This window comes from Acinetobacter sp. F-1 (assembly GCF_022869025.1).
In the GTDB taxonomy this organism is placed as follows: Bacteria; Pseudomonadota; Gammaproteobacteria; order Pseudomonadales; family Moraxellaceae; genus Acinetobacter; species Acinetobacter pseudolwoffii.
The window spans coordinates 350,528-375,565 of record NZ_JAJKFX010000002.1; the positions used below are offsets into that span (position 1 = coordinate 350,528).

18 protein-coding genes are annotated in these 25,038 nt (G+C 42.1%); 5 read left to right on the forward strand and 13 right to left on the reverse strand.

The features are described from left to right. Positions 1-116: 116 nt before the first annotated feature. From LOZ91_RS03640 to pilG, 4 genes are read right to left on the reverse strand one after another with little or no spacing between them, the layout of a single operon-like run. On the reverse strand, positions 117-2,189 hold the full coding sequence (locus LOZ91_RS03640) for a methyl-accepting chemotaxis protein (RefSeq protein WP_005097845.1): 2,073 nt from the start codon (positions 2,187-2,189) through the stop codon (positions 117-119). A gap of 46 nt (positions 2,190-2,235) precedes the next feature. Then, entirely contained in the window at positions 2,236-2,772 is a 537-nt protein-coding gene (locus LOZ91_RS03645) for a chemotaxis protein CheW (RefSeq protein WP_005097846.1), read from the reverse strand. 5 nt (positions 2,773-2,777) lie between these two features. After that, complete coding sequence (locus LOZ91_RS03650; RefSeq protein ID WP_005097847.1) at positions 2,778-3,146, reverse strand: response regulator; 369 nt, start codon at positions 3,144-3,146, stop codon at positions 2,778-2,780. A 27-nt stretch (positions 3,147-3,173) separates the two neighbouring features. Beyond that, positions 3,174-3,557, reverse strand: coding sequence for a twitching motility response regulator PilG (gene pilG / locus LOZ91_RS03655; protein WP_005097851.1), 384 nt, complete (start codon positions 3,555-3,557; stop codon positions 3,174-3,176). A gap of 287 nt (positions 3,558-3,844) precedes the next feature. Between pilG and LOZ91_RS03660 the strand changes: the two genes are divergently transcribed. The 4 genes from LOZ91_RS03660 to LOZ91_RS03675 all read left to right on the forward strand — a co-directional run bounded on the left by LOZ91_RS03660 (position 3,845) and on the right by LOZ91_RS03675 (position 10,615). After that, positions 3,845-4,492 (forward strand): hypothetical protein, encoded by a 648-nt coding sequence (locus tag LOZ91_RS03660; RefSeq protein ID WP_005097852.1) that lies wholly within the window; start codon positions 3,845-3,847, stop codon positions 4,490-4,492. A gap of 51 nt (positions 4,493-4,543) precedes the next feature. Then, a complete protein-coding gene (locus LOZ91_RS03665) occupies positions 4,544-5,671 on the forward strand; it encodes an efflux RND transporter periplasmic adaptor subunit (RefSeq protein WP_244782663.1) in 1,128 nt (375 codons plus the stop codon). A 24-nt stretch (positions 5,672-5,695) separates the two neighbouring features. Continuing rightward, a complete protein-coding gene (locus LOZ91_RS03670) occupies positions 5,696-8,803 on the forward strand; it encodes an efflux RND transporter permease subunit (RefSeq protein ID WP_244782664.1) in 3,108 nt (1,035 codons plus the stop codon). 96 nt (positions 8,804-8,899) lie between these two features. After that, on the forward strand, positions 8,900-10,615 hold the full coding sequence (locus tag LOZ91_RS03675) for a proline--tRNA ligase (protein ID WP_244782665.1): 1,716 nt from the start codon (positions 8,900-8,902) through the stop codon (positions 10,613-10,615). Positions 10,616-10,672: 57 nt separating this feature from the next. On the opposite strand, the gene LOZ91_RS03680 is transcribed toward LOZ91_RS03675, so the two are convergent. From LOZ91_RS03680 to LOZ91_RS03720, 9 genes are all read right to left on the reverse strand, one after another. After that, on the reverse strand, positions 10,673-11,959 hold the full coding sequence (locus tag LOZ91_RS03680; protein WP_159516130.1) for a hypothetical protein: 1,287 nt from the start codon (positions 11,957-11,959) through the stop codon (positions 10,673-10,675). Positions 11,960-11,975: 16 nt separating this feature from the next. After that, a complete protein-coding gene (locus LOZ91_RS03685) occupies positions 11,976-14,261 on the reverse strand; it encodes a DUF6160 family protein (RefSeq protein ID WP_244782666.1) in 2,286 nt (761 codons plus the stop codon). Between the two features lie 33 nt (positions 14,262-14,294). Further along, positions 14,295-15,017, reverse strand: coding sequence for a hypothetical protein (locus tag LOZ91_RS03690; RefSeq protein WP_005097859.1), 723 nt, complete (start codon positions 15,015-15,017; stop codon positions 14,295-14,297). A gap of 12 nt (positions 15,018-15,029) precedes the next feature. Further along, the gene (locus LOZ91_RS03695; protein WP_244782667.1) at positions 15,030-17,051 is read right to left on the reverse strand and encodes a hypothetical protein; all 2,022 of its coding nucleotides are present in this window, start codon (positions 17,049-17,051) and stop codon (positions 15,030-15,032) included. 234 nt (positions 17,052-17,285) lie between these two features. Further along, positions 17,286-17,855 (reverse strand): dCTP deaminase, encoded by a 570-nt coding sequence (dcd, locus tag LOZ91_RS03700; protein WP_004280726.1) that lies wholly within the window; start codon positions 17,853-17,855, stop codon positions 17,286-17,288. 123 nt (positions 17,856-17,978) lie between these two features. Then, positions 17,979-18,572, reverse strand: coding sequence for a LysE family translocator (locus tag LOZ91_RS03705; RefSeq protein WP_244782668.1), 594 nt, complete (start codon positions 18,570-18,572; stop codon positions 17,979-17,981). A 265-nt stretch (positions 18,573-18,837) separates the two neighbouring features. Then, the gene (gene apbC / locus LOZ91_RS03710) at positions 18,838-20,103 is read right to left on the reverse strand and encodes an iron-sulfur cluster carrier protein ApbC (protein ID WP_074383443.1); all 1,266 of its coding nucleotides are present in this window, start codon (positions 20,101-20,103) and stop codon (positions 18,838-18,840) included. A 279-nt stretch (positions 20,104-20,382) separates the two neighbouring features. Next, on the reverse strand, positions 20,383-21,216 hold the full coding sequence (locus LOZ91_RS03715; RefSeq protein ID WP_005097864.1) for a hypothetical protein: 834 nt from the start codon (positions 21,214-21,216) through the stop codon (positions 20,383-20,385). A 375-nt stretch (positions 21,217-21,591) separates the two neighbouring features. Beyond that, on the reverse strand, positions 21,592-22,395 hold the full coding sequence (locus tag LOZ91_RS03720; RefSeq protein WP_244782669.1) for a hypothetical protein: 804 nt from the start codon (positions 22,393-22,395) through the stop codon (positions 21,592-21,594). A 225-nt stretch (positions 22,396-22,620) separates the two neighbouring features. Here LOZ91_RS03720 and metG point away from each other — a divergent pair, with 225 nt between their 5' ends. Beyond that, entirely contained in the window at positions 22,621-24,681 is a 2,061-nt protein-coding gene (gene metG, locus LOZ91_RS03725; protein WP_244782670.1) for a methionine--tRNA ligase, read from the forward strand. Positions 24,682-25,038 lie beyond the last annotated feature (357 nt).

The following is a 25,038-nucleotide window of genomic DNA, read 5'->3' on the forward strand; positions in this document are numbered from 1 at the left end:
GACCGTCACGCAATACCTAATGTTTGAGGTTAAGTACATCTTGTCGAGGCTTTATCTGTATTTTTTGAATGTGCCTCAATCGTAATCAAGGCACATTCTCCCCATCATCGCTAACTTTATTCTGGTAGTTTAAAGTCAGCTACAGATTCACGTAATGCATCGGCCATATTTGCCAGTTCAGATACCGAACGTGCTGTATCGAAGGTGGCACTGGTGGTTTGCGAAGTAATTTCCTGTACGACATTCATCGTGGTCGCAATATGACCTGCAGATGCAGACTGCAGTTTCGCTGCATCGGAAATGTTCGCAATCAGTTTCGCCAGGTTATTCGATACTGTTTGAATCTCATCCAGTGCCACACCGGCATCTTTAGACAAGTTCGCACCACGTACAACCTCGGCTGTAGTTTGCTCCATCGAAATAACCGCTTCGTTGGTATCGGTCTGAATGGTTTTTACCAGGCCTTCAATCTGCTTGGTTGCAGACGCAGAACGCTCTGCAAGACGCTGTACTTCATCGGCTACAACTGCGAAACCACGACCGGCTTCACCCGCCATCGACGCCTGAATGGCTGCGTTCAATGCCAAAATGTTGGTTTGGTCGGCAATATCGTTAATCAAGGCAACGATGTTACCAATTTCCTGAGAAGATTCACCCAGACGTTTAATACGTTTTGAGGTTTCCTGAATCTGTTCACGAATCGTGTCCATCCCCTCAATCGAGCGTTGTACGACATCCGCACCATTTGCAGCAATTTGTACCGAACGGTCTGCTACCACAGCAGATTCATCGGCGTTGGCAGATACCTGATCAATCGACATGGCCATTTCGTTAATTGCTGCAGAAGCACCGGCAATTTCCTGAGCCTGATGTTCAGAAGCTTCAGCCAACTGGTTGGTAATGCCCTGTGTGGTTGCGGTATATTGCGCAACTTCTTGTGAAGTTTCAGTAATACGCGATACCAGGTCACGTAACTGGTCGATTGCAAAGTTAATCGAGTCGGCAATCGCACCGGTAAAGTCTTCCGATACTGTTGCGTATGAACGTAAATCACCATCTGCAAGATCGGCGATTTCATCCAGTAAACGTAAAATCGCATTCTGGTTACGGTCATATTCTTCTTGTAAACGGCCTACACGCTGCTTATCCGATACACCACGCAAAGAAAGCAATTTGAATACACAAAGCAAGAAACCAAGTAACAAGGCAATCAACAGGATGGCTGGAATAACGGTTTTAAGACCTGAGTTACCTGATAATTTGTTCAGGTTATCTAAAAGCACATCAGACTGGGCAAAAATAGATGCAGCGGCCTGACGAACTTTTACAATTTCAGTCGAGTTCTTCAGAATAATTGCTGATGCTGATTCGAGTACTTCATCATATTCAGCCTTAATACCTTCTAGAGATTCACGCATTGCTGGATCAGCAATACGCTGTACGCCCAGTTCAACAGAACCATTCAATTGTGCATTTAAATAAGAGCCGAAAGTTTCGGTATCGGCACTAAAGTCATCCGCCGATTCACGAGAGCCATCACTACCCGTCAATACCAGACTGATTGAACGTAAAATACGTTCTGCAATAAATACCTGGTTCTTGGCAATCACCACCTGGCTCGATGGCATATCTTGACGCGCCATCTGGTCAACCATCAAGTTATATTCCGCCTGAATCCCGGGAATTGCTTCACCAATGGCAATGTTGGTGTCGTATAACTGGTTAATGATTTTTTGTTGCGAGGTAATCAGATCAATACCGCTAGAAACTTCTGTCCACTGTTTATCAACAGCTTGTAGCGCCTCATTATCTGAATGAATATTTTTAACTGTTTCAAGGTTCTCAGCAAAAGATTTTTGCGAGTCAGTTAGGTTTTTCATTGCCTCCGGTGTACCCGAAGCGGTTGCTTCAGTTGCTTGGCGCGAAATCGTTTGCGAGAGGAGACGTAAATCACCCAGACTTTGAGTGAGTTCGTTGCTACGTGGCACACTATAAAAAAGATATAATAAAGTGATCAGTGCGGCTAAAAGACAGCCTGCTGCCCCATAGATCAGCGGTTTTGACTTTTCACTATCACCAAATACACGTGATAATTGATCTATTTGCGATTGAATCTTAGTGAAAAAAGCATTACCGCCTTTGCGGCCAGTGCTTTCACCTGTATTTTTCTTTTTAAGTTTAAAGCCCATGCAGCCTCTCCCCGGTTGACGCCTTGATCACTTTCGTGCGCGACATTTAATTTATAAATTTTATAGATGCGTTCATAAAATTTGGATTTTGCAACAGACGACTGAATAAGAACACATGCCACTGCTGGTTGTGCTGATGAAAAAATCCTTGACAGTATTCTTGTAAGTTTTCATCTAATTCAGATTTCTTCGAAAAGAAACTTTTCTTATTGAAATGTTGTATACCCAAAACTTGATCTACGACCAAACCGACATACTGGTCATTATGGTTGATGCACAATACTTTTTGAGTCGGTGAAAACTGACTGCTATGCCCTGATACGTATTGAGTGAGATCAGAAACGGATAACAATCTTCCCCGGATATTCGCCAGACCCAACACCCATGCTTGTGTCTTGGGTACCGGCGTATATTTTGGGGGATAAATCACTTCTGATACTTCCCCCAGCGGAGCAACAAAATATTGCCCCATCATCTCAAAAGCAATGCCCGACCATCGGTTCACTTCATTGTCATTGGAAACGTAGTTTTTATTTCCCCGTTTCGCAATGCGAAGCAATTCGATAAATCCATTTGCTGCCATAGAGCTTATCCTGCATTGAGGTGTTGCTTAATTACTTCTATTAATTGTTTTTCATCTACTGGTTTTGTTAGATAGTCTGCTGCACCCTGACGCTTGCCCCACACGCGGTCAGTGGCCTGATCTTTGGTACTGACAATCACAATTGGAATGTGTTTGGTGGTCGCCCCACGCGCAATCTGACGGGTCGCCTGGAATCCGTTTACGCCCGGCATCACAACGTCCATCAGGACCAGATCAGGCAATTCAGCCTGTGCCATGGTGACGCCATCGGCCCCATTGGCTGCTTCAATCACCTCAAAGCCATGTTTAGAAAGAATTTCTCTAAAGCGAAAAGTTTCTGTCGGTGAGTCATCCACAATTAGGATACGTGCCATGCCAATTCCCCAAAAAAAAATCAAATATTAAGCACTAATATGGTTACGGATTGCGTTCAGCAATTCATCTTTACTAAAAGGTTTGGTCAGGTATTCATCTGAACCCACAACACGACCTTTGGCCTGATCAAATAAACCATCTTTACTTGATAGCATAATCACAGGAATATTCTGGTAATTCTGAGAATTTTTAATTAACGCGCAAGTTTGATAGCCATCTAGACGCGGCATCATGATGTCTACAAACACGATATCTGGATTTGCTTCGGCAATTTTTGACAAAGCTTCAAATCCGTCGACGGCAGTAATCACTTCATAACCTTCGCGCTGAAGAAGAGTTTCCGCGGTACGACGAATGGTCTTTGAGTCATCAATAACCATAACTTTTAGATTTTGGAATTTATCGTCCATTTGTTTAACCCTTCCCATTTTAGAAACTATTATGCCATAAGGCTCATAGGATTATTTTATTACGATCGATAAACATTTTTAACATAAAGTCACTTGTATTATCAACGAACATTTTCTACACAAGTAGACAAAATCAGTTATTTTTAACAACAGCTTCACATTTTACCCACGCCGATGTTTTTTTTTTGACTAACGGTAGTTTTTAATTCGTAAATTTAAGTCTAATATAACAAGATTATTACTTTAAAATAAGTAATTTAGTCAACTTTAAATCTAGGGAGCCAATGATGGGTCAGTTTTCAGAAAAACTTGCTGTCATTGATAAAAATAAAATGACTGGTCAATTCATTGTTGCTGTGCTGTTACTATTACAGGTGACCTTAGCTTGTGCCAACAATAACCAAATCCAGCAAAAGGCCACTTGGTACCGCTATTATGATAGTAAAGGCGTGGCCAATATCAGCACTAATGTGACGCCCAATCATATCCGTTACGGTTATGAAGCGCTTGACCAGAATATGCAGGTCATTAAACGTGCTCGTCCTTATAATGCCGAAGCCGATATCAGACAGGCTCCCCAACGTGCTCAACAGGCCAAGCGGATCGCTGAAGACAATAGACTGAAGCGAGCGTACAACAATAGTCAGACCGCCTTACAGAAAAAAAATGACAGTCTGCTACAGTTAAAAAAGCAAATTGATTTTCAGCAAGAACAAATGAAGCAATTGCAAAAAGATCGAGTGATGTTTGTACGCCAAGAACGTGAATATTTACGTAAAGGTAAGGCTCCACCGGCACACCTGAAAACCACACTTGAGAATAATCATAAAAATCTCATTTCCCAAAAAGAAAATATTCAATCTTTACAAAGTCGCTATCGAAATCTGGAAGCAGAATACGACAAAATTATCGCCCGTTTAAAAGCACTTGAATAAATACAGATAGCTTGTGTTGGTTTTAAACCACAGTAAGCTACAAGGACTCTTATGCAAACTGCACCACATGCTCATGGTTTAAATATGCCTTCTCCGCGCTCTCTCCTGATCATGAGTGCACTTTGCTTAAATATGTTGTTAGTGGCTTGTGATAAAAATGAACCCATACAGCAAGCCGAAACACCCACATCCATTGAACTGATTCCTCAAGACCTGATTGCAGTACAGTCCGGCAACTCAGTTCAAAAAACTGCGTTTACCGGCACGATTCGGGCTGTCAATCAAAGCAGTATTCAGGCGCAGGTGTCTGCCACCGCCACCAGTGTCAATGCCCAAGTCGGTCAGACCGTTTCCAAAGGTCAGGTGCTGGTACGGCTAAACAATCAGGACAATGCTGCCCGACTGGCACAGGCACGTGCCAATCTGGCCTCTACTCAAGCTCAGGCCAATCAGGCTCGAAACATGATGCAACGTAAAAAGCGTCTGCTCGATCAGGGCTTTATCTCAAAAGTAGAATATGAACAGAGTCAGGTCGATTATCAGGCACAGCTGGAAAATGTACGTGCCCAGCAAGCCAATGTCGATATTGCCGAGAAAGCAGATCGTGACGGAACCATGACCAGTCCGATCAGTGGCGTGATTACCCAGCGTCAGGTGGAACCTGGCCAAACCGTGGCGATTGGACAAACCCTGTTTGAAATTGTCGATCCTAAACAGTTGGAAATTCAGGCACGCGTGCCTAGTGACCTACAATCAAACTTAAGGCTAGGCAGTCAAGTCGAATACAGCATTCAAGGCAATCCCAATCGGCTCACTGCAGTGATGAGCCGGATTTCCCCGATCGCCGATCAGGCCAGTCGCCAGATCGAATTCTTTGCTACGCCGAATGAAACAATTCCCTCTTTAAGTATCGGTTCCTTTGTAGAAGGCAATATTTTGAGTTCACGCCAAATCAGTGGGCAGATTATTCCCCTAGATACGCTGCAGGATATCCAGAACAAACCCTATGTCTGGGTGATTCGCCAGAATAAACTTATCAAGGCCAATGTGCAGATACTGGAACAGCGCTATAACGACAATATTGCAGTGGTCAAAGGATTGGAAAGCACCGATCAGGTCAGCCGAATTAAATTTAGCGAAGCCGATCTACAAAAAACTGTCACACTTCGCTCGAACTAAAGCGCCTCACACAGGATCATTGACATGTGGTTTACCCGAATTAGTGTGAAGTATCCAGTTTTCACCATCATGATGATGTTCTGTCTGATGGTATTGGGACTGGCTTCCTGGCAGCGGATGGGCGTTGAAGAATTTCCCGATGTCGATTTTCCCTTTGTGGTGGTGTATACCAACTACCCGGGTGCTTCTCCAGAAACGGTCGAGTCAGAAATAACCAAGAAACTCGAAGATCAGATCAATACCATTTCTGGTTTAAAACAGGTGATTTCACAGTCCAGTGAAGGCCTGTCGATGATCACGACTGAATTCAACCTAGATGTACCTTCTACCACAGCCGCTCAGGATGTGCGGGATAAAATTGCCTCGGTAACTGCTGAATTTCGTGATGAAATTCAGGATCCGATTGTCGAACGTTATGATCCAACCGCAAATGCGGTCATGTCGATCGTATTTGAATCCAATAACATGGATATCAAAGCACTCAGTTCTTATCTGGATCAGCGGATTGTACCCCAACTGCGCACAGTTGCTGGCGTGGGAACGGTGAATTTACTCGGCGATGCACAGCGCCAGATCCGGATTCAGGTAGAACCGCAAAAACTGCAAGCTTTTGGCCTTGGTGTAGACAGTGTCATCAATACCTTAAAGGCTGAAAATATTGAAGTTCCAGGCGGCACACTCAAATCTGGCAACTCGGAACTGGTGATTGAGATCAATTCTAAAGTGCTGCATCCCTTGGCCTTCGGCGATCTCATCATTGCCAATAAAAATAGCGTACCAATTTTCCTGAGACAAGTCGCAGAGATCCAAGACAGTCAGGCAGAACTAGAATCTGCCGCCTTTTTAAATGGCAAAACCGCAGTTGCGATTGATATCCTGCGTAGCTCGGACTCTAACGTGATTGAGGTCGTCGATAGAACTTACAAAACTTTAGAAAGTATTGAGACCCAGCTTCCTCAGGGGACGACCTTGCAAGTGGTGGTGGATTCTTCCAAAAGTATCCGTGGCACCATTGGCGATGTAGCCCGCACCATTATTGAAGGTGCGGTACTTGCCGTGCTGATTGTTCTGCTATTCCTCGGTTCATTCCGCTCCACTGTGATTACCGGTTTAACTCTGCCGATTGCATTATTAGGTACTTTGACCTTCATCTGGGCCTTTGGCTTCAGTATCAACATGATGACCTTGCTGGCGTTATCCTTGAGTATTGGCCTGTTGATTGATGATGCGATTGTAGTGCGAGAAAATATTGTCCGGCATACCGACATGGGCAAAGATCATGTGACTGCCGCACTGGATGGCACCAAAGAAATTGGTTTAGCTGTTCTGGCCACCACCCTGACCATTGTCGCCGTGTTTCTGCCGGTGGCCTTTATGGGCGGGATTATTGGTCGTTTCTTTTATCAGTTCGGGGTTACAGTTAGTGTGGCTGTGCTGATTTCGATGTTTGTTAGTTTTACTTTAGATCCGATGCTTTCTGCACATTGGGCCGAAAAGAAAAAAGATCCAAATAAAAGACCCGGACGGGTGAAACGTTTCTTTAGCTGGATTTCTGGCAAGCTGGACAATTTAAGCCATGTCTATGAAAAGCTGCTCAAACTGGCGCTGCGCTTCAGATTCATTACCTTAATGATTGCCGTAGCTTCATTATTTGGTGCCTTGGGATTATCGAAACTGATTGGCACCGAATTTGTACCGGTTCCTGACAAAGGCGAAATCCGCATTAAGTTTGAAACACCGGTAGATTCTTCGCTTGAATACTCACAAGCCAAACTGCAACAAGTCGATCAGATTATCCGTCAACACCCTGACGTTAAAGCAACTTATGGCGTAATTAATGGTGTAACTGACCGTGGTAAAAACCACGTCAGCCTGCGAGTGACCGTGACACCACGGATCGAACGCGAAAAAAGCCTGACCGAGCTCAACAATGAGTTTCGACAACGCCTGCAATCGGTTGCCGGGATCAGTATTACCTCGGTTGCATCTGCCGATGAAACCGTTTCGGGTGGTCAAAAGCCAATTATGATCTCGATCAAAGGCCCCGATCTGGATGAACTGCAAAAAATTTCCGATCGTTTTATGACAGAGATTGCCAAGATTGACGGTATTGTCGATTTGGAAACCTCACTGAAAGAACCCAAGCCGACACTCGGCGTGCAGATCAATCGTGTCTTGGCCAGTGATTTAGGATTATCCGTGAATCAGATTGCCAATGTGGTTCGTCCACTGATTGCCGGTGATGATGTCACCACCTGGCAGGATGAAAAAGGCGAAACTTATGATGTGAATTTGCGCCTGACGGAAGACCAGCGCAGCTTGCCACGTGATTTACAGAACATGTATATCACTTCAAATAAAACCGATGCCAATCATCAGCCGATTCTGATTCCACTTTCGAGTGTGGCCAAGTTTGAAGAAAAACTCGGTGCTTCACAAATTAACCGCCGTGATCTGGCACGTGAAGTTCTGATAGAAGCCAATACCGCTGGTCGTCCTACAGGAGATATCGGCACGGATATCAGCCGGCTACAAGCCAATTTTGATATGCCGCCAGGTTATAGCTTTGATACCCAAGGTTCAAATGCCGATATGGCAGAATCCGCAGGCTATGCCCTGACCGCCATCACCCTGTCGATTGTGTTTATCTACATTGTGTTGGGTTCACAGTTTAATAGCTTTATCCATCCTGCGGCGATTATGGCCTCCTTGCCATTATCCTTGATTGGTGTGTTCCTGGCGCTGTTCCTGTTTAATTCCACCATGAACCTGTTTTCGATTATCGGGATTATCATGCTAATGGGACTGGTGACCAAGAATGCGATTCTGCTGATCGACTTTATTAAAAAAGCCATGGATCGCGGTGAAGAGCGTTATGATGCGATTATTGCCGCGGGGAAAACCCGACTGCGTCCCATTTTAATGACCACCAGCGCCATGGTCATGGGTATGGTGCCCTTATCCTTAGGGCTGGGTGAAGGCGGTGAACAAAGTGCGCCGATGGCCCATGCCGTGATTGGCGGGGTGATCACCTCAACCCTGCTCACTTTGGTGGTTGTCCCCGTGATCTTTACCTACCTGGATGACTTTAAGAATTTTATGCTGCGTCAGATGCGTAAAATCATGGCATAATTTAATGCAACACAATGAGGTGACATTCCCAAATGCTCATCTCATTTTTTATTGTATAATCTCTGCTTTAACGCTTAATTTTTTAGGACAGTTTCCATGCGCGCGAGTCGCTTTTTATTTGCAACGTTAAGAGAAACCCCGAACGATGCTGAGGTTATTTCCCATCAGTTGATGCTTCGTGCCGGTATGATTCGTAAGTTGGCTTCAGGTCTGTACACCTGGCTGCCGATGGGCGTTCGCGTATTAAATAAAGTTGAAGCGATCGTTCGCGAAGAAATGGACAAGGTCGGTTCACTTCAGGTCTATATGCCGGTGACTCAACCTGCGTCTTTATGGGAAGAATCAGGTCGTTATGTACAATACGGTCCTGAACTGTTACGTTTCAATGACCGCCACGGTAACCCGTTTGTACTGGGTCCAACCCATGAAGAAGTCATCACTGATTTAGCACGCAATGAACTAAAAAGTTATAAGCAGCTCCCTGCCAACTTCTATCAGGTGCAAACCAAATTCCGTGACGAAATTCGTCCGCGTTTTGGGGTAATGCGTTCACGTGAATTCATCATGAAAGATGCCTACTCTTTCCATGCCAATCAGGAATCATTGCAACAAACCTACGACGACATGTATGCAGCCTACTGCAAAATCTTTACTCGTCTTGGTTTAGATTTCCGTCCAGTTCAAGCAGATACCGGTTCGATTGGTGGTTCAGGTTCACACGAATTCCATGTACTGGCTTCAAGCGGTGAAGATGATATCGCATTTTCGACCGAATCAGACTACGCCGCCAATATTGAAATGGCTGAAGCCGTTCTGGTCGGCGAACGTGCGGCACCAACTCAAGAACTTAAACTGGTTGATACGCCAAATCAAAAAACCATTGCGGATGTATCTGCCTTCTTGGGCACGGATCAAGCTCACTCAGTAAAAGCATTGCTTGTTCAAGGCATTGCAAAAGAGGATGGTGCTGTTCCTGTGGTTGCTTTATTCCTTCGTGGCGATCACGAACTGAATGAAATTAAAGCCGAGAAGCATGCACAAATTGCAGCTCCACTCACTTTTGCAACCGAAGAGCAAATCGCAGCACTTGGCTTGACGGCTGGTTTTGTAGGCCCACAAGGTCTGGTTGAAAAAGGTGTCACCGTCATTGTTGACCGTGCAGCTTCTGTTCTTTCTGACTTTGTGGCCGGTGCTAATGCAGCTGACAAGCATGCAACCGGCGTAAACTGGGAACGTGATGCACAGTTCACTGAAGTTTATGACTTGCGTAATGTAGTTGAAGGTGACCCTTCTCCAGATGGCAAAGGTACACTGCAAATCAAACGTGGTATCGAAGTGGGTCATATCTTCCAGTTGGGTCAGAAATACTCTGAAGCATTGGGCTGTAAAGTCTTGGGTGAAGATGGCAAACCATTCACTGTGACCATGGGTTGCTATGGTATTGGGGTAACACGTGTGGTTGCGTCTGCCATTGAACAAAACTTTGACGAGAAAGGCATTATTTGGCCAACTGCCATTGCCCCGTTTGAAGTGGCCATTGTACCGATGAATGCACATAAATCACCACGCACAGTAGAAGCAGCTGAAGCGCTTTATGCTGAACTCACTGCTGCGGGTTATGACGTAATTCTAGATGATCGTAACGAACGTCCAGGCGTTAAATTTTCTGACCTTGAGTTGACCGGTATTCCACACCGTATTGTGATTGGTGAAAAAGGCTTGGATGCAGGTACTTTTGAATATAAAGGTCGCCGTGATGCTGAATCTGTAAATATTTCCAAAGAAGAGTTGTTGGCTAAAATCGCGAAATAATTTTGCTTTCTTAATAAAAAAATCCCGTCAAGTGCGGGATTTTTTATTCTTTTTAACTTAACAGAATTTATGTCCACCGAAGCAGTTCGGTTGAAAGTTCTGGCCTTTAAGCTCTAAATTTTTCAAAGGAAAATCAAGAAGTGCCGGGTTTTTAATTTCTTTCACATCTAAAGCTCCATCAAATACACAATTCAAAAGACTTCCACATGCTCTGGGTTTTGATGTTAAATCATGATTAATCCCTGCAATGGTTTGTGCTAATACCGCATTAGTAATATCCACACCTTTATTTGGACTAATATCACCAAGATTTACCTCATCCTCGATTGCCATCCACCAACCTTGATTAGCAGCAACGGCAGCACCCGGCCAAAGTATTTTTTGCGATTGTAATGATAAAGATGCTGGGTTATTCAAATACAATGCATGGATTAAGCCAAGATCTTGATCCACTGTAATATCTGTTCTAAGGCCTGTCATATAGCCTGTAATTTGTTTATCCAGTGTAAGCTCAAATAAATCCAGTGGCTTTAAAATGGCCTTTAATGGGCCACTAAAATCAATTCTGTCAACTGTACCAGTCCCCTTTAATTTAACTTCACTCATTCGTGTTCCTGAAACTATAGTGGCTGGAATCACAAATGGCGCATTGGTACTTGTTAAATTAAAAGTATAATCATTCGATTTATAATGAAGTTCCAGATCCTGCCCCAATATTGTTCCCGTAACAGCACCTTCAATATATTTATTGCCAGTTGATGCATAGGTCATTGTTCTTGGATTAGTTACAGCTGTTCCTTTGGCTTCTTTAGTCTTCATATATCCACTAAAACTATTAATACCATTTGGTGTGGCCGTATTTTCTGTACCCATAGTCAGTAGACCTGAAATCTTTTCTGCACTTAAACGGAAACCCAAAACTTCACGTGTAGATGCCTGATTTGGATTTTTTATAGCAAATTGAACAAAAGGATTAGTAATCAAGGCAGAGGTCGCAGCACGATCCATTCCATTTGCAGAATTACCACTTAAGGAAATATGATCAATATCAATATCACAACCAGTTGCACCATTAATTCCTCCACAACCAAGTTGCAGTTTTTTAATATTGGCATTAATTTCCATTTCAGCTTCTAGACCCAATTTATAAAATGAGATATTTCTCTGGTCATATGCCTCTCCCAAATTATCAACTTGGTTAAATCCGGCCTGAACCTCCATTGACAATAAAGCTTGTCCATTAATATTTGAAAGCTCCTGATCTTCTAATGAGGTTAATGCAGATACATGACCACTCAATCCCACCATCGCCGCAACTAGACTCTTTAATATTATTTTTTTCATTTTTCTCATCCTGAATTTAGCGTGGTGTGATTCCCAGCGTGCTACGAATAGTGCCACCAGTCAGTGCAATACTTGCCATGTTTTGCATATTGCCATTGGTCGCCATCGCAAAATTGGTTTTAAATGGTGTCGCGATATTATTTTCATAATTGAGTTTGACCTGATTATCCAACGTTACGGTATCAGCACTGACACGAACTTTCCCATTAACACCCAAATGACCTTCCATCCGGTTAAAGTTGATCGAAGAAACGTTTAATGCTCCTGTTGTTAAATCAATATCTTCATTGGAGATACTAAAGTAGCTACCCAGATTAGCTTTATCTGCACTTTCTTCTGATGTGAGTGGCCTAAATTTAAAGTTTGCATCAAATGACAAAAAGTTGGTATCTGGTGAACTTGCGGTTGGATCTACCCCAGGAATAATCAGAAGCTCACCATTTCCATCGAGCTTAAAGGCAATATTGGTCAGTACATCATCACGTTTAGAAAAATTATCGTGAGGCACATAGCCTCCGCATTTACTGACTGATGCAGTGCTACAGTTATATTTAGATCCTGGTAATTGCCCCATTGCGAGCTCTGCTTTTGCTGCAATCAGTAATTTATCGGCACGAATATAAATCCCTTCATCTTCATAGCCAATAATCCCTTCAGATTTAATTAAAGCATCGATATTTCTAAAGCCTGCATAATAGTTAACAGCTTCACCCTGTACACCGTCCTGACCATCAATCAATATAATTGAAGTTGTACTTGGCAAACCGGTTTTCTTGTCGACCCCGTATCCTTCAGTAGAGGCAATGATGTTATAAGCAATTGCCTGCTTATTATCTGTTCCATAAGTTGTTCCAGACAACGCGACATTGGCATTTAAATTATAAATAGGAATACCAATCCCCCATGAACCGCCATCCCCACCAAGTTCTGTCAAGGAGTTATCTGAAATAAAACGTGCTTTCGCAGCAATTGCCTGAAAGTCCATTCCTCGTACTGCAATAAAAGCAAAATCCTCTCCATCTCCTGCTGTACTCAGTGTCTGTTTCAGTACATCACTACTATGCCCCAAGGTTTTTCGCATATTTTCATTGATGATAAAATCGAGACTTTTAGCCGTAATAGTATTTATATAAATATCACCAAAATCGATATAGGCATTTTTACCATGTAAATTTTCATCAGCATTCCGTGTTGTCAGGGGCCTAATATTGGAGAATTGGACTGCATAGCTTCCATGGCCAGTATGACCAATTTCAAGCACGGTAGGCGCGATGTTGCTTGGGTGACCACTAGCAGCACCAGTAAAGTCGGCAGATAAGCCCAGATGCAACCCCCCTTCACCCACCAGATCGCTATATCCTGCTGCAGTTTTGTCTTGACGCTGTAAAACACCATTTAACTTGTTACTTACATCAAAAGTACCAATCTGGGTTTGATCGGCATTCATGGATAATCTGGCATTGGTCACCGCACCTGAAGCCCCAAGACGCATAATATTTTTACGTTCGTTATTTGGCGTGTTATAACGCAAGTCAATATTAACGCCAGGATTGGTCGGATTAACCCGGCCAATAGCAATATCAGTGGTATCTTCAACACGTTTTAAATCCACGTAATGGTCTTGATTGCCATTTCGGGTAGTGAGTACAACACCTTCATTGGGGTCAATGTACATATAGCCCTGCCCCGCAAAATTAAAGTTAAAGTCATTTAAAATCAGGCTATTTTCACCTAATTTATGACTAATGGTGGCATTTTTAAGTTGAAAGTCAATACTGGCAATTGCCTCTTTATTAAATAAACCTGCAGTAGTTTGTAATAGAACACTAAGCGGCGTAGAGGTACTAATCCCTAATGCACCTAGACTTTGACTAGATTGTACGCCAGCAGTCCGAATACTATTCGCAGACTGGCTACATGGATTGGTCGTACAGGCTGTCTTTACCAGTTTTAAATCTGCAGTGGCTTGAAATGGTGAAACACTTGCAGCAAGCCGAAGTCCTGCCCCTTGTGAAGTAGCACCTACATCTATTTCAAGTTGACTAATAATTGGCTTATTATCTTTTCCAATAATTTCAACATTATGTAGACCTAAACCCATTTTAATACTGGCAGTTGGATTGGGATCATACCAATTGACTTGAGCAATGCTGGCTTTAGAAATTTCATGAGTAATCACCATACCATCTTGTCCAGTGACTTCGCTCAATTCCTGCTCTTCAATGGTTTCAAGTGCATAAGCTTGCTGTATAAGACACATGCATACCGTTAGTAACTTCAACTTTATTGTTGTTTTTTTCATTTTTATATCCTTATGCTGTACTTGACGCTGCGATTAACAACGACTTTGTGCCCCACCTGTACAGTTATAACCAAATATTTTCAAATTACCGGACATATGCAGATTTCCATGAACATTCAATCCCATAAAACCTTTTTCAGCCCCTTTATCAAATGAAGGCACATCTTGTGTCGAGGTAGAAAAACCGCCTTCGGTATTATAGGTGCGTGCTGTATAAGTGTCATAAGTACCTGTATTGGCATAACCTTCTAGTGCACCACCCCCTGTACCCGTTTCAATCGACACTGTACTGAAACCCAAGTTTCTGATTTTCAAAGGTTTGTCATCATAAAAGCTGACTTTCATCGCTGTTTGCGGTTCATTACGATGATTAATGATGGTTGTTCCATCGATAGAAAACTTGTCAATCTGAATCGTGCCCTGAATACCTTTAAATACTAACCATTTTTTATTCCCATTGGCATCGACATGATTATTTGGGGCTATTGCCAAACGGCAAAACTGTTTTGTTGCACCACATGTTGTCGGATCTAAAACATAAAATACTTCTAGTGGATTATCATTTCCATCAAGTCGAGAAATTGTATCTTTGGTTAAATCTGTGGCGTAAATATGATTTAAGGATAAAGTCCAGTTAAGGTCTGCTCCGCCCTGTCCTACTGTCTCAGTTAACTCTTGCTGATTAAGGACTTCCAATCCGGCTTGACTGAGCATAGAGGTACATATCAATGCGCAGAGGGTCAATAATTTGGACATTTTTATACTCCCTTACAGACCAGTTGTTCTAATTTTTAAATGCTGAATCAGTACGCCATCAATGACTGCAGACCCAAAATTCTTAATTATACCATCAGTACTCTTGAATACGACTCCCGTGGAGTTGGGGCCATCTTTGGCGCGCAGCAAATTTGTTCCTGGGATACGCTCTGTAGTCCCTATTGAAATACTACTGTGAGTGGCGTTACGGCCTTGATAAAGCACGGTCGCATCTGAAGCATTATTTTTAATCGGCGTACCACAACTATAGACATTACAGGTTGAACCTTTTAAATCAGATTCTCCTAGTCCACCCCCATAATTCTGATAAATTTGATTATAAATAGCAGGGATATTTGGAATACGTGTCACTTCTAAAATAATATTATTGCCTTCTGAACCGACCACAAAAGGCTGATACATATTACCGAGCACCAGGTTAATATTTGGGCTATATAAATATAAACCCTCAGAATCATGAAATATGGGAGCAGCACTTCCGTTTAAGGCTGGGGTCGGAACATTACCATCAAGTGCATCTGTTTTTGCTGCAGTACTTAGACGAATACCTTTGGTATTAAGATTGGTATCGCTACTGCTTAGAATTTCTGGCCGATCATTGGTATTTAAACGAACGATACTTGCCATTCCTAAAGTTTGATTATAGTCCTTATTATCCGATTCCAAGGTTTGGAATAACCGAACTTGCGAACCATTTAAACTGAGACCATTGGCAACAAATTGCGTTCTTAATCGGTAATTTGTATCAAGCCCTGAAGTGGGCCCACCTGTTATAGGATCGACAACATTAGAGGAATTAAGCTCACGTGCAAAAATATCACTCCAAAACCCCAATTTAATATTATTATCACTTTCATCTGGAGCAATCTTGGCAAGAGGCGCTTCTAGAGCAATATAGCCTACATCTTTAGCAGCGTCCTTAAACTGTTTGACGCTTTCAGTTCCTGCCCGGAATAACCAAGGATTATCTGCAGATCCCCAACTAAAACCCTGATTACTGTATCGCGTGCTCAGCGAGTCATCACTTTTTGATAATGCCAGACCATAAATGAAAACATCTGCCTTGGTACGCAGGCTTCCAATATTGGCATTTTGTGCAGCAGCTTTTGCCATATTTATTGCATTTCGTACAACTTCATCATGCACGGTATTACTGGCTGTTGTTGCCTGTTCTTTCGCATAATCTGCAGCCAACTGATTTAGCATTTCAGTGGTCTTGGCTGCAAGCTGACTATCTACTGTATTTTTAATGACATTTGCACGAACATAGCTTGGAAACTGCTGTTTAAAACTTTGGTAAAAAGGTGAATTTGGAAGATTCGCTGCATAATTATTTCCGTATAACAATTCAATCATTTCCAGAGTATTTTTAAGTGCAGCTGCTTTCGACCGATCAGTTAACCATGGGGTAATTGACTCTTTTGTTGTACCATCATTTACAAAATTCAAGCCAGCTGAACTACCATTATAATAATCAGCATAACGCTGATCATAATACTGTTTCATAATTGGTGAATCGAGATATTGTTGGACTAGACTACCACGATAGCTAGCAGCATATTCAGCTGTAATTTCACTCGCTACGCGGGTGCGATTGTCTGTAATATAAGCATCTCGGCTTGATGCATACGTATCTCCATATACATGGTTATAGATTCTCGCACGTTCAGCTAGATAAGCATTATGGTAAGTATTGCTATAAACTTTATCGTATAAACGCTCCCCTAGCTTTTCATAGTTTTCACCAGTTGGAATAATGCGAATAAAACCCGTATCCGCCTGTCCCGGATTTTCAATACCTCTGGCATAACTGGAACCAGCAGAAATATCTTTAGGGCCTTGAAACACCATTTTAAAATCATCAAGTACGAGCGCAACCCCCTCACCCGTGGTGTCAGAAAGAGAAGAATCTGATAATTCCTGCATCGCATGCGCAGAAGGCAACAGGATTAAACCAATTGTCATTGCTAAATAATTTTTGCGAAATTTAAATAGATCTTTTATCTGAGTCATCTCACTCTTTCCTTTTTATCCGATGCTCCGCATCTTTATGTTTCAGCTTCCCAGCCGCTACATTTTGTTTTTTATGATGCATTGCATCTTTTTTATGGTTATTCGGAATCTATTATGCTGACTTTTAATACAGATGCCAAAGTCAATTGAAGTAAAAACCTGAGTTTCCGATGAATGAAAATCTCAAAAAAATAAACGGGACATATAGTCCCGTTATTCAATATTTTAAACTGCTTAGGTCTTCGGCAAAGTAACGCCAGTTTGGCCTTGATATTTTCCGCCACGATCTTTATATGACGTTTCACACACTTCATCAGACTCAAAAAATAGCATTTGTGCGACACCTTCCCCTGCATAAATACGCGCAGGAAGGTTGGTGGTATTTGAGAACTCTAAAGTTACATGACCTTCCCACTCTGGCTCAAGCGGAGTGACGTTGACAATGATACCGCAACGCGCATAAGTCGACTTGCCCAGGCAAACCGTCAGTACATTACGTGGAATACGGAAATACTCGATGGTACGGGCCAATGCAAATGAGTTCGGTGGAATAATACAAACATCCGATTCAATATCAATAAAGCTGCGTTCATCAAAGTTCTTCGGATCGACAATTGCAGAATGCACATTGGTAAATACTTTAAATTCCCGTGCACAACGCACGTCATAACCATAGCTCGATACGCCATACGAAATCAGCTTTTGACCATTTTCATCCAAACGTACCTGGTTTTCTGCATACGGTTCAATCATGCCGTGTTTTTCGCTCATTTCGCGAATCCAACGATCAGACTTAATTGCCATTGATATAATCCAAAAATCTTAAGAACAAGTTATTGCGACGTACTTTAACTGAAATTGCCCCCAATGAAAATAAGTGAAGCGCTTGCAGCCACAGTGGATAAAAAATTGCTGATAGATATCAGCTTATAAACTTAAAAGTGCAGAATAGCTTAAAGGAATCGAAAAGCTCATTAACACCAGTGATGCGGTTTTTTGCAGGTTTTTTTGATTGAGCCAGCGACTGTTTTTTCTGGCCAGTATTGAGCCGAGGAAAGTCCAGAAGAATGCAATCGGAATCAGCAAAACCAGGAATATTAACATATGAGTCACATAGTGCTGACTGCTTTTCCAGACAATCACCGGAAAGATCGCTGAAGCAAATAAAAGTGCTTTAGGATTTAACAAGGTTGCCAGAAATAGTTCTCGTGCACGAATCGAGACATTTTCAAAATTTTCACTGAGTTCTGCCGTGCGCCATAATTTCACAGCCAGAAAAAGGATATAGCCGGCACTAAACAGCTTGAGAATGGTCGGCAAAAGCGGAAGATGAACGGAAATTTTTCCGATCAGAATGCCCCAAAAGCTAATGGCAATCAGATAGCCAAAGGCTTCAGCAGGAATTAAACGAAATGTTTTTTTAAATCCGACCTGTATGCCTGAAGATGCCAATAAGGTATTGGTTGGGCCTGGTGTTAAAAGAATGGTTGCCACTAAACCAATAAAAAACCATGAAATCATAGTTTGACCTCGCTCTAATCCGCGTAGCATAGAATAGTTCGGTCAATGCTGCAAAAAAATAATTGTAAGAGAACATATAATCAGAATTCACACTGAATTAAATCAATTTAATTCAATCACTTGAAACCATTTTGGGAACCAATACGCAACAGTCATTTCAGTCAATTTTCTTAATTTAAAGCTGTTTATTTCCGTGAATTATTAATAAAAAAGCCCTAACTTGAATTAGGGCTTAAATATGTGAACTCTCTATTTAATGGGTCAATTAGAAAATTCGGCTCTGATCTTTTTCGGCCTTAGGTAGCTGCGCTGCAATTTTTTCTGCAATCAGCATATAGCTTTCGGCTGCATCATCTCCGGCAATGACTGAAGGTGTGCCAGCATCGGCATTTTCACGAATTTCAGCATCTAAAGGTAAGCGACCCAATAATGGAATATGATATTGCTCAGACAGTTTATCTCCACCGCCTGTGCCAAAAATCTGTTCTTCAAAACCACAATTTGAACAGATATGGGTCGACATATTTTCAATCACGCCCATGATCGGAATTTGCACACGGTTAAACAGTTCAATGCCTTTGGTCGCATCGAGTAGGGCCACGTTTTGTGGTGTGGTGACAATCACTGCCCCGGTTACCGGAATGCGCTGTGCCAACGTCAACTGGATATCCCCTGTACCGGGTGGCATATCAATCATCAGAACATCAAGATCTGGCCATAAGGTCTGGTTAAATAATTGCATCAATGCACCGGTGGCTTTCGGTCCACGCCAAGCCACTGGAGTATTGTGATCACCAGTTAAATGGCCAATCGATAACACTGCCATTCCATAGGCTTCGATAGGGACAAACTGTTCCGCTTCGATCATCGGCGTTTTGCCCGCATTACCGAGCATGGTCGGAATACTCGGACCATAAATATCGGCATCCAGCACACCGACCTTTAAGCCTAATTTTTGCAGAGCCAGTGCCAGATTCACTGTAGTCGTCGATTTACCTACACCGCCCTTGCCGGATGACACCAGAATCACATTTTGAATACGTGGATGTTTTGGTACATCACGTTGCTGAGGTGCAGCTTTTTGAATCGGTGGATTATTGGGATCAGCTTCTTCTTGTTTTGCAGGCTGGGCGGAGGCATCCACCACAGGGGGAAGATTGGGTTTTGCTTCTGCTTTAGGCTGACTGGAACAGCTTTCACCTTTGGCATGCTTATGCCCGCAGCCATCCGATTTATGACTTTTAGGCCCAGTTTTTTGCTGAATCACATGCATATTCAGTTCTTGAATACCACATTTTTGCAAAGCTTGCGCCAGTTCATCATGGATTTGTTGCAGATCTTGTTTTTCTTCAGGATAAGTATTTAAGGTGATTTGTAGGATCTCAGCTTGAACATTGACCTGAGTAATACGCTGTTTGAGCGGATCATTTGAATTTGGCAACAGATAGTTTTGCAATACTTTTTGCACAGCTTCTTCGTTCACCTCCTGCGAAGGTGAAAAGACCGATTTGAGCGAAGAAAGCCACGACATAGGTTACTCCAAAACTATAGATAGATATCCGAATGGCATAGTTTAACGGGGTTTTCGCTTAAGGTTAAGCACTCTGCCGAGAAGATCGAGGAGATATCTGCAATTTCCAACCATTTTACTTGGTTTTGTTGGATTGTAGCGGATAGGCATGCTAAAAGTGAATCAATCAAAGTAAAGCCAACTGGATTCTTTTTGATGTGAAAAGAATTTTTATTGATTTTAGGTGTAGCAAGCCACTTTAACCTTCTTTGATTAAAGTGGCTCTACAATAATCACAGTCTATTTATGATTTTTATTATTTTCAGACTTGTGCTGCTGATCCTTGGCATTTTTATCCTGATCTTCTTTAGATTCACTCTTGTCAGACTGACCTGATTTCGATTCTGAATTTTGAGCTTTGGCATCTTTTTGCTGATCAGAATCATTGCCCTGAGATTGATTTTCTTTCATTTTATTCATGCTATCAGCCGCCATCTGTTTCAGCTCACCCAGCTTGGTAGAGGCTTCACTGACTAACTCAGTAATCTTCTGTTTTGTATCTTCAAACTTATGTACAGCCTCATCTTTTAAATTGGCCATGCTTGCCTGTTGATCGGTCTGAGCTTCTTTAGCATTTTGTTTATCTGACTGATTCGATGATTTATCTTCAGTGCTATGATCAGCTTTTGCCTTTTTTGCGTCATCTGAACCTTGATCATCATTTTTCTGACCGTTGGACTTGCCATGTTTTAGCTCATTCAGAAGTTTTTCGCCTTTTTGTAATAGCTCCTCACCAATCGCAATGGCCTTCGCTTTTAAATCATCCATCTTAAAGCTTTCAGTTTTGTTATCTGATTGCTCATTTTTCGAATTATCTTTTTGATCAGATGGCTGCTCTTTAGAGGCTTCATCCTTCGATTCCGAGTCAGCGCCTGTATCTTTAGAGTTTTGTTTGCTATCAGAATTTTCATCAGTCTGGTGTGGCTTTGTATCTTGTGTATCATGCGACTGATTGTGCTTCTGGTCATTCTGGTTTTGCTTTTGCTCTTCTTTGGCTTTCTGATTTAATTGTTTCTCATGTTGTTCTTTGTCTTGATTTTGCTTTGAACTATTGCTCTGGTTCTGCTGAGTCATGAGGTACCCTCCTTAGGCATATCATATAAACAATCAGCCATTTTTTAGCACAAAGCGTGGGGGCAAATCGGGCGCAGTAAGCAAACTGCAACAAAGCCTGTACATGTTGTTGCTATTGTTTGCAGTCTGTAGCATGAGCTGCGCCCAATCAGTATTGCAAAGTCAATAATCCAACTCTTTTGGATTCTGGCGATTCAAGTCCATCGATTACTTGAGGTTTCGACAAAGCCTGGCTTGGTAAGCCTGTCAGCACATTTTCTTTGGCTTCTCATTCAAATGCCGTTATAACATAGTTTCCAAAGCCAAAGAGTCAGTGTTGCCAATTCACATCAGATGTTTATAGGATGCAAATGCATCAGGAGATATTATTTCAAGTCAGACACGCAAGGTGCTCATAAAGCTCACCGCAGAGAACAACCAGATCAACAGAATGAAGCTGCGTGCTTGATTGAAGTTGTCGACATCTGTGCCATGTAGCATGTTATGACGGGTCATGGTCACATTCGAGCTTGAATCCATTTTATAGGCAGCAAGTTCAGCAAAATACGGATTCAGTTCAATCGCAATTTTAGACTTATGCCACAGGCTTTTGATTTCATTGCCTTTTAAACCCGGTACAATTTTATAGACATCGACAAACTTGGTGCCATTTTGCTTTAAGAAGCCTGCTTTGATCAGGATATCTGTCAAAATACCTTCGAGCTGCGCATAAACATTTGGAATACAACCGCTGTAAAAGCCAAGTTTGTACATTTTCAAGCTTTCAAGCAGCACCAAACGGCGCTTGGCTTTGATGTCTTCATCAATCTCTAAGGCATCGAAGGCTTTCAGCATTTCAGTCTGGAAATATTCGCTATTGATCATATCGAGTAGCTTAAATTGCTCAATATCTTCAAGCTGGTGAATGGCCGGCCAAAAATGCATCAAATTTAAAGCATCATTGGCAAACTTCGCGCCAATCGGTTGATCGAGCTGATCTGCCAGTACTTGGAAATAAGCATCTTGCGCGACTAAACCCGATAAGTTTTTGATTAAAAGTGTATGTTCATCTGCCGAGATGTCTTCAAGATAAGCTTCTGCATCTTTTAAAATCTGACTGCCCAACTGTTTTTGACTCGCTGCATTTTGTTTAATACGCGTGACAGGTTGGTCAAAATCAAAATCATCTTCGTCAATCATGGTTTTCTAGCTCAAAGCTTTTAGATCAATGGCCTATTATCGCTGTTATTGGCAACGCAATATAGGGAAATCTACATTTCCAAGACATTCTGTAAATACAAAGACCTTTCGACACGAATTCCCGGTGAAATGGAATTGATTCGCTTAAAGGATTGCTTTGTATTCGGACCTGCATCAGGTAAAATCATCCACCTTGCATAATATACGAATGAGAGAGTCATATCCGTGCGTAATATCTTAGTCACTAACGCCCTTCCATACGCCAATGGCCCGATTCATATGGGTCACCTACTCGGTTATATCCAAGCTGATATTTGGGTACGTGCGATGCGTGCAATGGGTCATGATGTGACTTATGTCTGCGCGGACGATGCTCACGGCACAGCCATCATGTTACGTGCTGAAGCCAACGGGATTTCACCGGAAGCACAAATTGCCAACGTACAAAAAGAACATATCCGTGATTTTGATGGTTTTGCGGTGCACTTCGATCATTATGATTCTACCCATAGCGATACCAACCGCGCACGTGCATCTGAAATCTATCTCAAAAACCGTGATGCCGGCAATATTGCGGTTCGTCCTGTCACCCAGCTTTTCGATCCTGAAAAAGGCATGTTCCTCTCAGACCGTTTCATTAAAGGCACCTGCCCGAAATGTAAAGTAGAAGATCAATATGGCGATTCATGTGAAGTTTGCGGTGCAACTTATAATGCAACCGAATTATTGAACCCACATTCGACTTTAAGCGGTGCAACACCTGTCGAAAAATCATCTGACCATTACTTCTTTAAGTTGCCGAATTTTGGTGAATACCTGCAAAAATGGACACGTGATGAAGGCCGCTTACCGGTCTCGATTGCTAACAAATTAGATGAATGGTTTGAAAATGGCCTGAACGATTGGGATATCTCGCGTGATGCGCCATATTTCGGTTTTGAAATTCCAGACGCCCCCAACAAATACTTTTACGTGTGGGTCGATGCGCCAATTGGCTACATGTCGAGTTTTGAAAACTATATCAAAACCAAACGTCCTGATTTAAGCTTTGATGATTACTGGAAAAAAGATTCTAAAAATGAGGTCTATCACTTCATTGGTAAAGACATTGTGTATTTCCATGCGCTGTTCTGGCCGGCAATGCTTGAAGGTGCAAACTACCGTACGCCATCAGGGTTATTTGTAAACGGTTTCTTGACTGTCAATGGTCAGAAGATGTCGAAATCTCGCGGCACATTTATTAAAGCGGAAACCTATTTAGAGCATTTAAACCCTGAATATTTACGTTACTACTTCGCGTCGAAACTTTCGGATAAAGTTGAAGATTCGGATTTAAACCTTGATGATTTCGTTCAAAAAGTGAATTCAGACTTGGTTGGTAAAGTGGTCAACATTGCCAGCCGTTGTGCGAAGTTCATCAATACTAAATTTGATAACAAGTTAAGTGCAAACTGTGCAGAGCCTGAATTGGTTCAAAGCTTCATTGATGCGGGTGATTCAATCGCAGCACAATATGAGTCACGTGAATTCTCTGCTGCGATTCGTGAAATCATGGCACTTGCAGATAAAGCGAACCAATATATCGATGAGAAAAAGCCTTGGGCGCTGGCGAAGCAGGAAGGTCAGGAACAACAAGTACATGACGTATGTTCTGTCGGTATTAACTTGTTCCGTCAATTGGCTGTTTATTTGGCTCCGGTGTTGCCAACACTGGCGCAACAAGTTCAAGATTTCTTGCAATTAGAATCTTTCGACTTCGCTTCTCGTGAAACGATTCTGGTCGGTCACGAAATTGCATTGTTCCAACCATTGATGCAACGTGTAGATCCAAAAGCGGTTGCCGCAATGGTCGATGCATCTAAAGATTCTTTAGCTGCTCCTGCTGTTGAACCAGCTAAAGCTGAAAAGAAAAAAGAGAAGAAGGTCGAGAAGAAAGCTGAACCTAAAGTCGGTGAAGCTGAAATTATTGGCATCGAAGACTTTATGAAAGTTGACCTACGTGTGGCTGAAGTTCTTGAAGCAGCTATAGTTGAAGGTTCTGACAAACTGCTTCAACTCACTTTAAACGTTGGTGAAGCTGAGCCACGTAATGTGTTCAGTGGTATTCGTGAGTTCTATCAACCTGAAGACCTAAAAGGTAAATTGGTGGTGATGGTGGCTAACCTTGCGCCACGTAAGATGCGCTTTGGTATTTCAAATGGTATGGTTTTAGCTGCGAGTAATGGCGATGGTGTTTGGGTGATTTCACCTGAATCTGGTGCTAAACCGGGTGATAAAGTGTCTTAAGATTTCCATTTTAAGCAAAGAAAGCCTCTACTGATGTAGAGGCTTTTTTATTGGACTATATTTCCCTCATCCTTGCCTTCTCCCAGAGGGAGAAGGAGTTTTCATTACTAAATAAATTTCAGGATGTTCCCTCTCCTTTTAGGAGAGGGTCAGGGAGAGGTAAATTTAGACACTATTATCAAGTACTGATATATTGCGTTAAATTTAATTACTTTAAAAAAAATATGAATAACTTTATTAAATACTTATGCCTATACATTCCTTTAATTCTTATAGGAATTAGTATTTTAGGATCAATTTTTATTTTTTCCAACCAAACATTCAATTTTGGAAGCTCTAAGATAATTGATGCTAATT

Bases quoted from the DNA above. Each gene is read 5' to 3' on its own strand.
- LOZ91_RS03640 (WP_005097845.1), bottom strand. From the start codon at position 2,189: ATGGGCTTTAAACTTAAAAAGAAAAATACAGGTGAAAGCACTGGCCGC.
- LOZ91_RS03645 (WP_005097846.1), bottom strand. From the start codon at position 2,772: ATGGCAGCAAATGGATTTATCGAATTGCTTCGCATTGCGAAACGGGGA.
- LOZ91_RS03650 (WP_005097847.1), bottom strand. From the start codon at position 3,146: ATGGCACGTATCCTAATTGTGGATGACTCACCGACAGAAACTTTTCGC.
- pilG (WP_005097851.1), bottom strand. From the start codon at position 3,557: ATGGACGATAAATTCCAAAATCTAAAAGTTATGGTTATTGATGACTCA.
- LOZ91_RS03660 (WP_005097852.1), top strand. From the start codon at position 3,845: ATGGGTCAGTTTTCAGAAAAACTTGCTGTCATTGATAAAAATAAAATG.
- LOZ91_RS03665 (WP_244782663.1), top strand. From the start codon at position 4,544: ATGCAAACTGCACCACATGCTCATGGTTTAAATATGCCTTCTCCGCGC.
- LOZ91_RS03670 (WP_244782664.1), top strand. From the start codon at position 5,696: ATGTGGTTTACCCGAATTAGTGTGAAGTATCCAGTTTTCACCATCATG.
- LOZ91_RS03675 (WP_244782665.1), top strand. From the start codon at position 8,900: ATGCGCGCGAGTCGCTTTTTATTTGCAACGTTAAGAGAAACCCCGAAC.
- LOZ91_RS03680 (WP_159516130.1), bottom strand. From the start codon at position 11,959: ATGAAAAAAATAATATTAAAGAGTCTAGTTGCGGCGATGGTGGGATTG.
- LOZ91_RS03685 (WP_244782666.1), bottom strand. From the start codon at position 14,261: ATGAAAAAAACAACAATAAAGTTGAAGTTACTAACGGTATGCATGTGT.
- LOZ91_RS03690 (WP_005097859.1), bottom strand. From the start codon at position 15,017: ATGTCCAAATTATTGACCCTCTGCGCATTGATATGTACCTCTATGCTC.
- LOZ91_RS03695 (WP_244782667.1), bottom strand. From the start codon at position 17,051: ATGACTCAGATAAAAGATCTATTTAAATTTCGCAAAAATTATTTAGCA.
- dcd (WP_004280726.1), bottom strand. From the start codon at position 17,855: ATGGCAATTAAGTCTGATCGTTGGATTCGCGAAATGAGCGAAAAACAC.
- LOZ91_RS03705 (WP_244782668.1), bottom strand. From the start codon at position 18,572: ATGATTTCATGGTTTTTTATTGGTTTAGTGGCAACCATTCTTTTAACA.
- apbC (WP_074383443.1), bottom strand. From the start codon at position 20,103: ATGTCGTGGCTTTCTTCGCTCAAATCGGTCTTTTCACCTTCGCAGGAG.
- LOZ91_RS03715 (WP_005097864.1), bottom strand. From the start codon at position 21,216: ATGACTCAGCAGAACCAGAGCAATAGTTCAAAGCAAAATCAAGACAAA.
- LOZ91_RS03720 (WP_244782669.1), bottom strand. From the start codon at position 22,395: ATGATTGACGAAGATGATTTTGATTTTGACCAACCTGTCACGCGTATT.